The 15,017-nt window shown below is 61.0% G+C and carries 6 protein-coding genes; 1 reads left to right on the top strand and 5 read right to left on the bottom strand.

The annotated features are described in order from the left end of the window. Together BSU04_RS18470 and BSU04_RS18465 are read right to left on the bottom strand one after the other, a co-directional pair. Window positions 1-1,413: an MFS transporter gene (locus BSU04_RS18470; RefSeq protein ID WP_089161963.1), complete on the bottom strand. Its 1,413-nt coding sequence runs from the start codon at window positions 1,411-1,413 to the stop codon at window positions 1-3. 192 nt (window positions 1,414-1,605) lie between these two features. Next, window positions 1,606-2,745 (bottom strand): porin, encoded by a 1,140-nt coding sequence (locus BSU04_RS18465; protein WP_089161962.1) that lies wholly within the window; start codon window positions 2,743-2,745, stop codon window positions 1,606-1,608. Between the two features lie 430 nt (window positions 2,746-3,175). On the opposite strand from BSU04_RS18465, the gene BSU04_RS18460 reads away from it, so the two are divergent. Beyond that, window positions 3,176-4,192 carry an Ldh family oxidoreductase gene (locus tag BSU04_RS18460; protein ID WP_089161961.1) on the top strand — a complete coding sequence of 339 codons (1,017 nt, stop codon included), beginning with the start codon at window positions 3,176-3,178 and terminating at the stop codon, window positions 4,190-4,192. A 45-nt stretch (window positions 4,193-4,237) separates the two neighbouring features. Here BSU04_RS18460 and fhuB read toward each other — a convergent pair whose 3' ends face one another. From fhuB to BSU04_RS18445, 3 genes are read right to left on the bottom strand one after another with little or no spacing between them, the layout of a single operon-like run. Next, window positions 4,238-6,268: a Fe(3+)-hydroxamate ABC transporter permease FhuB gene (gene fhuB / locus BSU04_RS18455; protein ID WP_179258355.1), complete on the bottom strand. Its 2,031-nt coding sequence runs from the start codon at window positions 6,266-6,268 to the stop codon at window positions 4,238-4,240. Beyond that, the gene (locus BSU04_RS18450; RefSeq protein ID WP_089161959.1) at window positions 6,265-7,221 is read right to left on the bottom strand and encodes an iron-siderophore ABC transporter substrate-binding protein; all 957 of its coding nucleotides are present in this window, start codon (window positions 7,219-7,221) and stop codon (window positions 6,265-6,267) included. Before BSU04_RS18450 ends, fhuB begins: the two co-directional genes overlap by 4 nt. Further along, on the bottom strand, window positions 7,218-15,008 hold the full coding sequence (locus BSU04_RS18445; RefSeq protein WP_089161958.1) for a non-ribosomal peptide synthetase: 7,791 nt from the start codon (window positions 15,006-15,008) through the stop codon (window positions 7,218-7,220). The genes BSU04_RS18450 and BSU04_RS18445 overlap by 4 nt, the downstream gene beginning before the upstream one ends. Window positions 15,009-15,017: the final 9 nt, after the last annotated feature.

Genomic DNA, 15,017 nt, shown 5'->3' with positions numbered 1-15,017 from the left:
CTATACCCTCGCCTTCGCTTGCCGGAGGCTTGCGCCACGTTCGTTACCGATGCCATATTCATCCGCCGTGATCTCTTCCAGCGTTTTCCCGCTGGTCGACACGCCCAGAAAGATGACTGCGAGTGCCCCGATCATCAAAATGACGGTAGTCATTCCAAATACGCCTGCGAAGCCCCAGATCGGGTAGATGTAGCCCACCAGCATTGGGGAGCAGATCGCGCCGATGCGACCAAACGCGGATGCCGTGCCCATGCCCGTCGCCCTGAGATGCGTCGGGAAGACTTCAGGCGTATAGGCATATTCACCAGCATTTACGCCATTCATCGCGAACGACATGAAGATGGACGCGAGCACGACGGCGGTGTCGCCCTGCGCGAACGCCAACCAGATGCCGGCGAGGCAGGCAAGTCCCATATAGGTGACGATCGTCCCCTTGCGGCCAATCTTCTCGCAGAAGTAGGCGGACGAGTAGTAGCCCGGAATTTGCGCCAGATAAATCAGGATCGACACGGAGAAGCTCTTCGTAATCGTCATGCCGCGCGCCACCAGCAGTCCCGGGATCCACACGAAGAACGCGTATGAGCAGAAAGTGACGGCGAGCCACAAACACCAGGACATGGCAGTCGTCTTGGCCAGAGGCGGCTTCCACAGAAGCTTCAGATTGCTAAAGAAGGAGCCCGACTCGCGAGGTTGAAAAATGTACCCCGGGACCGGAACAACCGGAGGCAGTGCCACACCAGAGCGTTCAATACGACGTTCGATGTCCGAGACAACGGCATCCGCTTCGTCGTGCCGTCCACGCATTTCCAACCAGCGCGGTGATTCGTGCAGCGAACGGCGCCACCACAGCAAAACGACAACGGGCAATGACACGACTATCAGCGAAATGCGCCAGCCTTCGGGGCCGAGCGGAATCACAAAGTAGCCAATCAGTGCTGCGGCAACGAAACCGAAGGAGAAAAATCCTGCGAGTGCACCCGTGAAAGCGCCGCGATAGCGGTTGCTCACAAACTCGACAAGGAAGGGGGCGATGATTGCGCCTTCGGCACCCATGCCGATGCCCGAGATGGCGCGCAGCAGAGCGAATGTGTGCCAGTCATTTACAAACGCATTGGCAAACGTAAGCACGCAGAAGAACGTCAGCGCCCACATCATGACGACCTTGCGACCAAAGCGATCGCCAAGCAACCCAGCAAATAGCGCACCTACCAAAAAGCCTACGTAAGTGCTACTGCCGAGGATGCCAGTTTCAAAACTGGTCAGATGCCACTTGATGCGTACCACGGGAAGAATGAAAGCGATGATGCCGGCATCAACGGCTTCGAACATGAACCCCAGACCACCCATGATGAGCAGTATGAGGTGGAAGCGGCTGAACGGGAGCCGCTCGAGCCGCGCTGCTATTGGTGACATAAAGACTCCGCAGTGAAGGAATCGCTGAACAATCTTGAACAACGACTGCCGGATCAATCATTAGTGCGTCCAATATCTTGGATCCAAAATCCGGTGTCAAGCTGGGGCACGCCCTATTACACTTTTAACCGGGTAAACCCTTGTCAATCAGAGGCTTTGGAGAAGCTGACCTTCGTGCAGGGAATCGTCGTACTAGAACGTGTGACGCACACCAACGCGAACAGCGATCTGGTTTGCCGTGCTTGAGGGCGTCAGGAACGACAGCGCAGCGACGGCTTGCTTCCCCGTCGAATCAGTGCCGGTAGCATGTTCCCAGGCCGTAATCGCGTAAAATAAAGTCCGCTTTGAGAGCGAGTACTCCGTGCCGAAATTTACTTGGCTGTACTTCGCCGTCTCTGCCTTCGTATAGTCATACGAGACACCCATCAGCCACGCTGGCGTGATGTTGTAGGCGCCGAGCGCCTCGAAATTGTTGAAGGTCGCAGTCCCTGAAAAAGGCGTCGACGATGTGCGAACGACGTCTTCGAAGCGGGTATTGGTGTAAATAAATCCGAGCTGTGCCGCCCCGATTTTGTAGTTCACGCCCGCTCCTGCCACCTGCAGGGTCTGAGCAGAGGTATAGCCGCTAAATGTCGGATTCGTGATTGGATTGACGAACGTCGTGCCTGCGGCCGGATTCGCGGTAGCGTCGTAAATAGACGTGCCCGGGTTCCTAACGCGCGAAAACACGGCGCTTGCGCTCAGTGCGTTATAGCCGTAGGTGACGCTCAGTGATTCCTTGCGGCCATTAGCGAAATCGCCCGCCACCCCACCTAAGCTGAACAAAGCCGATAGCTTGAAGCCGCCGTAAACTGGCGACAGATATTTGATCGAATTGCTAAGCGAATAGTCGCCCCACATGTTGTCGACGTCTGCTGCGTGAGTTCCCAGAATGCCGGCGAACTTGAAGGCGCCCGACAGCGGAAGCAAGGAATCCAGCACGAGGTCATATTGCCGCCCGAGCAGGACCGATCCAAAGGGGCTACCAAGACCCACGTAGGCCTGCCGCCCGAACTCGCGGCCGCCGTTGTTGAACTTCCCGGTGTTCACGTCGAACCCGTTCTCAAGGCGTGCCACCGCGCTGTAGCCGCCCCCCAGGTCCTCGTTCACGAAAAAGCCCCACTTACTGCTCCCCAAGGCTCCGTTGGATGCCTGGTAGTCCTGGTGACCGCCTTGGTTGTTGGTAAAGGTAATACCGTCGTCCACGACGCCGTAAAGCGTGACCGTACTTTGCGCATGGATCGCGGCGGAAGAAGCCATCAGCACAGTCATTCCAACAAGCTTCTTTTTCACAAATTTCTCCTGGAGTTTGACAAGATTAATTGAGGATTACTGTGTTATTAAGGTGGCTCGAACGAGACCTTCACATCCTTCCTGAGCGCTCGAAACTCGCTTGGAAGCAAGTATTTCCGGTTACAAGTTATGCGCGCTTCGCCGGCTTGACTGTCGCAAGAGGATTGGACTGAAGCGTTCATAGGGGGACGAAATTTTCATTTCGCGTTCAATATCTTGGATCCAATATCAATGGTCAAGTAATTTTCGCCGGGCGTTTTCGCTAAGTTGTTTTTGGACGAAATAAGCGAATATCACGTATCCTGTGAATGGTAACTCGCCGTTTGGAGCGGTCGCTGGTCCTGCGCAAACAACCAATTTTTGTCAATTGCATATTGTATCCAATGTTACATGAAACCGATTTACCGCTTGAATCACTCTTTGGATCGACATGGACAACATGGTTAATTTGACTCTGGCGGAGCTATCCGGGCTCTCCAACCGGGTGCTCACGGCAAACGGAATGGCGGCCGATCACGCTCAGGCGATCGCGGAAGTGATCGTCGCAGGACAGCGTGACGAATGTCAGTCACACGGAATCTACCGGTTGATTGTCTGCGTCAACACGTTGCGCAACGGCAAGGTGGTTCGCGATGCAAAGCCTGAACTGATCGATGTTTCGCCAGCGCTGGTTCGTGTCGATGCCAAGTTCGGCTATTCCCAGCTGGCGTTTCAGATGGGAAGCAAGGTGCTGGTTCAAAAGGCTCGGCAGGTCGGAATCGCAGCGTTGGCGATTAACCATTGCTTCCACTTTTCGGCGCTGTGGCCCGAGGTGGAATATCTCGCCGGCGAGGGCCTCGCAGCTTTGGCAATGACGCCCAGCCATAGTTGGGTTGCACCGGCAGGCGGGACCAAACCTCTGTTCGGCACAAACCCAATCGCCTTTGCGTGGCCTCGACCAGGGCGCTTTCCCTACGTGTTTGACTTCGCGACAAGCGCAATCGCGCGCGGGGACATTGAGCTCCACCGGCGGGCCGGCAAGACAATCCCTCTGGACTGGGCTGTAGACGCAACAGGTCAGCCGACTGACGATCCCGCCGCTGCCATGCGCGGCGCAATGATGACATTCGGAGGCCACAAGGGCTCCGCCCTCTGCGCGATGGTCGAATTGCTAGCTGGACCACTCATTGGAGACCTTACGTCTGCCGGGTCGACGGCCTACGACCAAGGCGTTGGCGCAACACCGTGTCACGGCGAATTGATCCTTGCGTTTAATCCATCCATGTTCTCAAGTGGCAACAGTGATGACGACCTTCAGCGTGCCGAAGCGCTTTTTGGCGGCATTGTCGACCAGGGTGCTCGCTTGCCATCACAACGGCGGTTCGACGCTCGTCTTAGAAGCGAAGCAAACGGTGTAGAAGTGCCCCGCCAACTTCTCGCCGATGTGTTGGCCCTGATACCGGGCTGACCCATTGTTGTCTGCACGCACGCGTTGTCCTTCCCAACGATTTCGTTATGAACCGGACGCATCACGCGGGTTGCGTTTGAACATCGTGATAATCAGGTACACGCCGCCCAGCAGTGTCGCCATCACGCCCGCCGGCATTTCCTGCGGGAACAGGACCCAGCGGCCGAGCCAGTCGGACGCGACCATCAGCGCCGCGCCCAGGGCCGCCGAAATGAACAGCAGCGGCACAGCCCGCCGGATACCGAGCATGCGTGTCATGTGCGGCGCCATGAGGCCGATAAATGACAGCGGGCCGATCACCAGTGTCGCCACCGCCGTCAGCAGCGCGCTCAACAGCAGCAGCGCAAAACGCGCGACGGCAACGTTTACTCCCAAGCCTCGCGACACGGCCCCGCCCAACGGCAAGATTTCAAGCCAGCGCCGGCAAAACGGCACCGCGCCAAGCGCCGCCAGCGCAACCACGGCCACGAAACCTGCTGCATCCGCGCTGACGTTATATGTCGACCCTGCGAGCAGGTTGTAGAGAACGATCACGCGGGGATCGTCGCTGGCGACGGCAATCGTCGACACTGCCTGGAAGACGGCGCTGATTGTCACGCCGGCGAGTATCAGCGTGTCGGGTGCATAAGAAGATTTGCGTGCAAAGAGCAGCAGCGCGCCCAGCGTAATCACAGATCCGCACGCGCACCAGACAAGAAACGTCGGCAGCCCAGGACTGGCCGTGAGGAAAAGTGCCCCGGTGAGTCCCATCGAGCCGCCGGCCGTGATGCCGAGCAGGTCGGGACTCGCCATCGGATTGCCGGTCATGCGCTGGACAATACCGCCCGCGAGCGCGAGCAGCACGCCTACGCCCATTGCCGCGACTACGTGTGGCAAGCGCAGGAACAGCAACGCAGCGATCTCGTCCGGGCGGCTGACATGCCAGCCTTCCAGACCTCGCCCCACACCAAGCGACAAGCCGATGACCACCAGCAAGAGCAGTACGCAGACGCCCGTCGTGAAAACCAGCGCGCGCGATGACAGCGCCTCTGAATGGATCGCGGGCGCATGGTTCAGGTCGGGCCGTCCACGCAAGCGCCGCAACATGACCAGCAGCAGCGGTGCGCCCAGCAACGTGGTGATCGCGCCGGCCGGAATCGTGGTTCCGTACCGCCCCGCGAATTCCCGCGCGATCTGATCCGCCAGCCACAGCAGCGCTGCGCCAAATAACGGCGACCACAACATCCGGTCGCGCAAACGGCGCGCGCCAGCAAGTCGCGCAAGCGTCGGTGCAGCGAGTCCAATGAAGCCGATCACACCCACTGCGCTCACCACGAACGCGGTCACGAGCAAGGTCAGGAAGAGCGCCGCGCCGCGAGTCATACGCAACGACACACCCAGGCTGCTGGCGACGGTGTCACCCAGATCGAATACGGCCATGGGCCGCGTGCACAGCAGCAGCAACGCCACGCATGGCACGAGTCGCACGAGCAGCGCCAGCGCGACGCTCCAGTCGTGCTGGCCCAGCGAACCGCCGCCCCAGATCATCAGGGCGCTCAACAAGTCATAGTGGGAGATCGCGAGCGCGAAACTCAGCGCGCCGCAGCACAGGTTGACGATCATGCCGCCGAGGATCAGCGCGAGCGGCGAGATGCCGCGTCGCGCAGCCAACGCGAAAACAATCGTCAATGCCACTGCGCCACCGGCCAGCGCAACCCCGTCGCGGCCCGATATCAGCAAGCCGGGGGCGTAGACAGTCGTTATCGAGAGCGCAAGATAGGAGCCGGAGAAGATCCCGAGCGTCATCGGTTCGGCAAGGGGGTTGCGCAGCACCTGCTGGGTGGCCACGCCCGCAATCCCGAGCGCCGCGCCACACAACCACGCAACCGCGATGCGCGGCAGGTCGCCGTAGTGGACAAGCAGCTGCCGCAGATCCGTGGGCGAAGGAGCCGTCAACGCTTGCCACCACAATGACGCCGGCAAGCGCTCCTCCAGCCTGTGCAGCGACAACAGCGCGGCCAGCACGATCACAAGACAAACCGGAAGGAGTGGCCAGCCTCGTGCGGGCGCCCCGGGGACGGTCGCGACGCTTTTCATGCGTGCTCCTTCGCGGCAGTGGTCTGCTCGCCGGTCTGCTCGAAGGCATCGACAAGCACGCGGGCGAAGAGCATCGCGGATAGGACGCATCCGTCGGGCGGAACACGCGGCAGGCCCACCATGCGGCCCTCGTTAGTGAACGGCATGGCGTGCCACAAGGGACTGGTTTTCATCATGTTCGCAACGGAGGACGCAAGCGGCTTCATGTAGAGCAGGGCCGCGTCCGGCACGCTGCCCAACACGTCGAAACCGGTGGTGGAGTAGGCGCCCGAGTGGACCGCGTTTCGTAGTCCGAGCGTGGCCATCAGTTCGCCGTAGAAGCTGTTCGGACCGAACACGCGCACGTGCGCTTCATCGATAAAATTCACCATGTAAAGCGGCCTGCCCTTTTCACTACCTGCACCACCTGCGCCGCCCACACTACTTACACCTGGCAGCGCGGCAAGCGCCGTGCGCGCGTGGTCGAGCGCCGTGTCCGCTTGCATGAGCAGTGCTTCGGCACGCGCTTCACATCCCAGCAAACGCGCGAGCTGCAGCGTTTCGGCACGTGCCGCGCAATAAGGTGCTTCACTCGAACGGTAACGCCCGAGCGTGACGGTAGGCGCAACCTGCTCGAGCGCGGTCCGAAGTCTCGCATGAGCCGGCGAGATGACGATCAGGTCAGGCTTTAACGCGAACAGCAATTCCATGTTGGGCTGGAACATCAGGCCGAGATCGACCACCGACGCGGGCACATCGCATGCCGTAAAATTTCGGCGAAAGTCCCGGGTATTCGCGATCCCGACCGGCACCACGCCAATCGACAACACCATCTCCGTCAGTCCCCAGTCGAGCACGACAATACGGCGCGGCGTAGCGGCGGAACCCTCACCAGCAAGTGCAACATCGGACAGTGCGGTTGCGGCAAGTGCGCCGGCGCCCAGCAGCGCGGAAAGCATGGCGCGTCGGTTCATTGCATGAGGTCGGAAAGGATGGATTGCATGTCGTCGGTCAAGCGGTCTTGTCCTTGTCCTGCTGCCGCCGCGCGCGCTCGCGCCGTCGAGACGACGGCGGCAAATGCCTCGAGCGTCGGCGCAGCGAACAGCGCCGCGAGTTCAACTTCGACTGATAACTGCCGCGAAATTCGCCGCTGGACCTGGAGGCTGAAAATAGAGTCACCGCCGAGTTCGAAGAAGTTGTCGCGGCGGCCTACCCGTTCAATTTGTTCTATACCAAGCACGTCGGACCAGATCCCCGCGATAACCGCTTCTACTTCGCCTTGCGGTGGTTCGTAATGCCTCGCGACGAGAAGTTCGGGCGATGGTAGCGCATGCCGGTCCACCTTGCCATTGGGCGTCAACGGCAACGTGTCGAGCACGACTATCAACGCGGGAACCATGTAGTCGGGCAGGACGTCGTGCAATGCGGCTTTCAGGGCCGGCCCGTCGATCACCGTATCGGTCTGTGCGCTCACGTATGCAACAAGACGCGTGTTGTCGTGAAGGATTGCTACCGCGGCCCGCACGCCGGGTAACGCAAGCAGCGCCGTCTCGATCTCGCCCAGTTCAATACGGAAGCCGCGCAGTTTCACTTGATGATCGATGCGTCCGAGGAACTCGAGCTGCCCCGAGCTGTTCCAGCGTGCCAGGTCACCGGTCCTGTATAAGCGCCCGCCTCTGTTGGTCTTATCTAACGGATCGGGTACGAACCATTCCGCCGTCAGCGCCGCACGGCTCAGATAACCCCGCGCCAGTCCCGCACCGCCCATGTAGAGTTCGCCCGCCATGCCCTGCGGCACGAGACACAGCGCCGCGTCCAACACATACGCTGTGCGCTCGCCGACAGGGACGCCGATCGGTGCATACGCGCTGTGGAATTCCGACGCCCCGTCGGCGCTCCACACAGTCGACGTGATCACCGTTTCCGACGGCCCATACGCGTTGAAAATCCGCTCGGGTTTCAGGTGTTTCTTGACGGTTTCGAAGCCGCTTCGCGACCAACCTTCCCCACCGACAATGCACGTTCTGACCGACACCGTTTCGGGCTCGATCTCCTGAGCAAACGCATTGATATACGCAGGCGGCAAATCCAGTATCGATATGTTTTGCGCCTCTATCTCGGCCGCGAGCCGCTGAGCCGGCCAGACGGTGTCATCGCGCAATACGATCGCCGCGCCACTGAGTAGAGGAGCCAGCCACTGCTCAGCGGCGGCATCGAAGCTGATAGAAGCGAAGTGAAGTTGCCGGTCTTCCGGGGTGATGCCGTAGCGAGATGCAATCGCCATGCAATGCATCGACAGCGCTCTGTGTGCCACCGCCACGCCCTTGGGCTTGCCAGTAGAGCCCGATGTGTAGATCACATACGCCAGGTTCCCGCCGGCGAGCTTTACCGACGGATTGCTTGCCGGCTCCGCCGATACATCCAGCGTGTCCAGATCGAGCCGTGTGAGTCCCGTTTCCGAAGGCAACCGTCCATGCAAATGCGACTGCGTGATCAGCAAAGTGATCGCGCTGTCGGCCACCATATGAGCGAGACGTTCGACGGGATACGCCGGGTCCAGCGGTACGTATGCGCCACCCGCTTTCAGGACAGCCAGGAGGCCCACGATCATATCAACCGAACGCGCGACTGCAAACCCGACCCGCACCTCCGGTCCCACGCCTTCCCGCATCAAACGATGCGCGAGGCGGTTTGCCCGTGAATTCAGTTCGCCGTAACTCAAGCGGAGATCACCGGCCACGAGCGCGAGTGCATCGTGTTGCTGCTGTTCGCGCGCTTCAATCAACTTGTGCACCGGCTGCGCGTTGTCTGTTGACGCAGCCAATGTGTCGGCATTGCCCAACGTCAGTAACGCATGCCGCTGCGCGCCATCGAGCAGGTCGAAGTCAGCAAGCAGCCGGTCCGCTGCGCCCGCAAACGCGTCCAGCAGGCGACCCGTTTGCTGTGCAATGCCTGCTATGTCGCGGTCGGAGAATGCCTCATGCGCAAACCGGCAGTCCAGCTTCAGGGTATCGGCGAGCATCACGCCCAAGGTCAGCGGATAGCTGGTTTCATCGCAGGCACGTACGTTGTCGATCGTCAGGCCACCGGGCGATGCATCCTTCAGCGCGGTATCGACGGGATAGTTCTCAAAGACCACGACGGTATCGAACAGACCCTGGGGCGTTGCACCGGCCCAGCGCTGGATCTCGTACAACGGAGTGTGCGCGTGTTCCTGCGCCGTCATGCCTAGCAGCTGTAATTCGCGCAGCCAGCCGCCCAGGCGCTTGCCGGCATGCGGCTGCGCGATCACCGGCAGCGTATTGATGAAGAGGCCGAGCAACTGCGATGCACCGGCGAGGCCGGCAGGCCGGCCAGCCAGTGTTGCGCCGAAGGTCACTGTGGGCTGGTTCGTGTAGCGATGCAACAACAGCGCCCATGCGGCCTGAACCAGCGTGTTCACCGTCACCCGTTCTTGGCGGGCAAATGCAACGAGACGTGCGGTCGACGGCGCATCCAGTTCAAACGTATGCTGGCCGTAGCCCCCGTCCGTCCCGCTACCGCTACCGGTGCGCTCATAACGGCTCGCGACTGCTGTAGCCAGCCGCGTTGGTTCCTCGATTCGCTTTACCTGCTCGCGCCAGTGCACAGCGCTCGCGTGCGCGTCGTGCTTCTGCAACCAGCCGATATAGTCACGATACCGACCCCCGTGCGCGGGCACGCTCTGTCCGCTGTAGTGGCGCAGCACTTCGCCGAGCAATTGCGCGACACTCCAGCCGTCCATCAGCACATGATGGTGCGTCCAGATGAAGTGATAGCGATGTGTATCGACACGCACTAGCGCCAGCCTTTGCAACGGCGCACGCGTAACATCGAAACCTTGCTTGAGATCGGCTGAGGCCAGATCGTCCAGCGCAGCAGCGAGGTCGTGCCGGCCACGCAAGTCGTGGTGCTTCAGCGGTAGTTCCACGGACCGTGCCACCCATTGCAGCCAGCCCTCGCCCTGCGGCACAAAGCCCGTTCGCAGGATGTCGTGCCGCGCCGTTACCGCGGTCCACGCCGCACTGAAACGCGCGACATCCAGTCCATCGATATCCGCCCGTAACTGATTCAGGTACACGCTGCTGCCGGGCGCATACAGGGTGTGGAACAACATGCCCGACTGCATGGGCGACAGCGGATAAATATCTGCGACGTTGTTCATCGTCAGTGGCAACCGGTCGAGTTCTTGCTGCGTCAATGAAATTAACTCGAAGTCCGACGGTGTTACGCCAGTGTTGCCGCTCGTGCAATGCTCGATCACGCTTTCCAGTTCTGCGCGGATTACATCGATCAGCCCTTCAACCGTGCTCGCCCGATAACGCTCGCCGCTATAACCCACGCTTAACGTGAGCGCGCCGTCCAGCACCTTGCCGCTGACGGACAAGTCATGCGGCAACGGCGCACCTTCGTCTTGCGAACGGCCAGCCGCTTCGGGCGCGGGTTGCCATGCCGACGTTGCATCAAAGCTCTGGTCGAACTGGCCGAGATAGTTGAACACTACCCGCGACGGTTCGATGCTGCCAAGCGCGTGCCGGTCCGCGTCGTCACCGAGGTATTTGAGCACGCCAAACCCGAGGCCCCGGTCCGGTACCCGGCGCAGCGCTTCCTTGACGCGCCCAAGCGCCGTGCCCACATCGCCCTGCGGCTCGAGAGAGAGGGGATACAGGCTCGTGAACCAGCCAACCGTGCGACTCAGGTCGACATCATCGAACAAGTCTTCACGGCCGTGCCCTTCAAGGTCGATGCGGATTCGCTCCCCTCCAGTCCAGTTGCAAAGCGCGCGGCCCAGTGCAGTCAGAAGCAGATCGTTGACATGCGTGCGGTACGCAGCAGGCGCCTCCTGCAACAGCCGCTGCGTCCAGGCGCGGTCGAGTCTGAGCGTAGCGTGCTGCTGATGGGCCACGATGTTCGCGCCAGTCGGAAAATCGCAGGGCAAGCCAGCCGGTGTGCGTGCCATGTCCAGCCAGTAGTCGAGTTGCGCACGCAGCGCCGCGCTCGTTGCGTGGCGAGCGAGGCGTGTCGCCCACTGATCGCATGAGGTTGTCTTCGGCGGCAACGTGACGGCATCGCCGGCCTGCAACCGCTCATAGGCCGTTTGCAAATCCGCCAGCAAAATCCGCCACGACACGCCGTCCACCGCCAGATGGTGGATCACCAGCAAGAGCCGCCAGCTTCCGTCGGCAAGATTGATCGCCAGCGCTCTGAGCAGCGGTCCGTGCCCGAGATCAAGGCTGCGTTGAGCTTGATCGCATGACGTCACGATGTCAGCCGGCGTAGCCGCTTCGCGGACCCATAGCAAGTCAGCCGACGGTTGCTCGCTAGCCAATGTCCATCGGCCGCTTGCGTCTTGTGCAAGCCGAAGCCGCAGCGCGTCGTGGTGCTGCACCAGCGCATGCAGCGCGCGCTCCAGCAGCGCAGTGTCCAGCGGCTCGCGACTCGCCAGCAGCACCGCCTGGTTCCAGTGATGCCGCTGCTTCATAGGCAGGTCGAGGAACCATGTCTGCATCGGCAAAAATGCCTTGGTGGTGTCCTGTATTGCCGCGTTAGTGCCGACTGCGGTTGCAACAACCGGCTCGGCGACGGCGGCCAGTTGCACCACGGTCTGACGCTCGAACAGTTGACGGGGAGTCACCTTCCACCCGGCCAGCCGTACACGCTCCACAATCAGCAGGCTCAGGATCGAGTCACCGCCTAACTCGAAGAAGTTATCGTCGCGGCCGACACGTTCGACACCCAACACCTCCTGCCAGATGCGTGCCATTGCCGCTTCGATGTCGCCTTGCGGCGCTTCCCAAACTCGTTCCGTTTGAGCAGGCGCGGGCAGCGCACGGCGATCCACCTTACCGTTCGGCGACAGCGGCAGACGCTCGAGTTCAACCCACGCGGGCGGCACCATGTATTCCGGCACGACGTCGTGCAGATTCGCAGCCAGTAGATCGCGCCGCAGCACATGACCCGCACGCGCCGTCACATATGCGACCAGCCGCTTGCCGCCCGGCCCGTCCTGCGCCACGACGACGGCTTCATCGACACCCGGCAAGGTCTGCAATACCGCCTCTATCTCACCCGGCTCAATGCGAAAGCCCCGGATCTTGACCTGATGATCGAGCCGTCCGAGATAGTCGAGTGCCCCATCCTCACGCCAGCGCGCAAGATCACCCGTGCGATACAGCCGCTCACCATCCACGCACGGATCGGGCACGAAACGCTCTGCCGTCAGCCCCGGCCGGTTGAGATAACCGCGAGCCAGTCCCGCGCCACCCAAATAGAGTTCGCCCGCGACACCCACCGGCAAACGATTCATCGACTGATCAAGCACATGCGTGCTTACGTTCGCGATCGGCCGGCCGATCGGCACGACCGGATCGCCTGCTTGACAAGTCCAGTGCGTGACGTCGATAGCTGCTTCGGTCGGGCCGTACAGGTTATGCAATTGAACCTGCGACAGCCGTTGCAGCGCACGATCCTGCAGCGTGGCCGGCAACGCTTCGCCGCTGCAGATGATCTGGCGCAGGCTCACGCAAACGGCGCCGTCACCATCGAGTGAAGCGATGAAGGCCTGCAACATCGGCGGCACGAAATGCAGCGTGGTCACCTTGAAGCGGTCGATCAATTCAACCAGACGTGCAGGGTCCCGATGATCGCCCGGCCCGGCTACCGCCAGACGCGCGCCGAACATGAGTGGCCAGAAGAACTCCCAGACCGACACGTCAAAGCTGAAGGGTGTCTTTTGCAGGACGGTATCGGTCGCGTCGAGCCGGTATGCGGCCTGCATCCAGGCCAACCGATTGAACAATGCGCCGTGGCGATTCGCCGCGCCTTTGGGACGTCCTGTCGAACCTGACGTATAGATCACGTAGGCCAGGTTTTCCGAGTGAATCTGAACATCAGGACGAAGCTGGGATTCACCCGACGTATCCAGCACGTCCAGTTCGAGCACGGTGCACGCGTCGTCCGGTGGCAAATGCTGGTTCAGGCGTTCGCGCACAGCGCGCTGCGTAAGCAACAGCCCTAAGCCACTGTCGCTGATCATGCAGGCTAGCCGCTCGGGCGGATAATCCGGATCGAGCGGAACGTAAGCGCCACCTGCCTTCAATATCGCCAGCAAGCCGACCACCATCTCCACCGACCGCTCAAGGCCGATCCCGACCTTCACTTCCGGTCCAACGCCAAGCTTCACTAGCCGATTTGCGAGTTGGTTAGCCCGCTGATCGAGATCGCGATACGTCAGTACTTCGTCGACGAACAATAGCGCGGGTGCATGCGGTGTCTTTATCGCATGGCGTTCGAATAAACGGTGAACAGGCTCTGCTTCGCCAAACGCCGCAGATTGCGTGCACCAGGCCAAAAGGCGCGACAGTTCCTCTTCATCGATAAACGCAATCTCCGCCACCGGCCGATCCGGATCGCGGCACAGGCCGCTCAGCATTGCTTCGTAGTGGCGGCCGAGCCGCGCGATGGTCTCAGGACGATACAATGCGCCGTCATAGCGTGCGGTACATGCGATGACGTTGGCGCTTACGCGTATGTCCATGCTCAGGTCAAACTTAGCCGCCTGACTTTCCGTGTCGACGATATCGACCTCGAGACCGGCCAGTTGTAACTTCCCCGAAGCGGCAGCGGCCTGCACGTTGAAGAGCGTCTGGAACAGCGGGTGACGATCGGCTTCGCGCTTCACGCCCAACGCATCGACGAGCGTGGCCAGCGTGACGTTGCCATGATCGAGCGCGGCGCGGGTGTCGTTGCGTACCGCCTGCAGCAGCGAGCGTCCGCTCATGGACGGCTGGACACGCGCGCGATACACCTGGGTATCGACAAAAAGACCAATCAGGTCTTCGCTTTCCTCACGGGTTCTTCCGCTCGTCGGCACGCCGATACAGAAGTCGTCGCTGCCGGAATGGCGCGACAACACCAACTGCCACGCCGCCATCAGCACGCCAAACAGCGTGCAGCGCTCGGCCTTGCAGCGCGAGCGCAGGGCGTCAGCAGTTGCTTCAGTCAGCGTAAAAGTATGGGTACGCGCCAGACGTTCCTGAGCCGGGGCTCGAGTGAAATCGACTGGCAGTTCGAAACCTGCATTCGGCGAGCCGATGTACTCGGTCCACCACGCCACGTCGGCGCGGGCTTTTTCGCCTGCCAACATATCGCGTTGCCAAGCGGCGAAATCGGCGTACTGCCACGTCAAGTCTGGTAATTCAGAAGCCGCTTCGTCACGCACGATCCGGCCGTAAGCGTGGGCGAGCTCACGCGCGAAGATCGCGGTAGACGTTCCGTCCGAGACAAGATGATGCGCCACGACAGACAGCACATTCCATTGCGCCGACATCACGAAAACCCGCAAGCGGATCGCCCCTTGCGTGGTGAGCTCGAATGGCTGCCGAGCCTCATGAGCAAGCGCTTCTGACAGCGCTTTGTCACGTGCATCGGCTTGAAGCGAGGAAAGATCGGTCAATGGCAACGACACATCGGCCGGTGCATCGACGATCTGAAAAGGCTTGCCATCCCGTTCCGTAAAACGGGTACGCAATACTGCCTGCCGTGTACGTACGACATTGAGCGCCTGTTCGAGCGCGCTGATATCGGCAAGTCCGCGCAAATGAAAAACGCGCGCCAGATGGTAGGCGGTGGACAGCGGCGCGAGCCGCTGCATGAACCAGAGTCCTTCCTGCGCAGGAGACAGCGGCTGGGGTCCGGCCTGCTCGCCGGGCGTCGTTAAATCTCTCGTCGAAAAAAACCGCATCGGCGCCGT

Source organism: Caballeronia sordidicola, from assembly GCF_002220365.1.
Taxonomy (GTDB): domain Bacteria; phylum Pseudomonadota; class Gammaproteobacteria; order Burkholderiales; family Burkholderiaceae; genus Caballeronia; species Caballeronia sordidicola_C.
The sequence above is the reverse complement of the archived record's forward strand: the minus strand, read 5'-3'. Positions and strand labels throughout refer to the sequence as shown.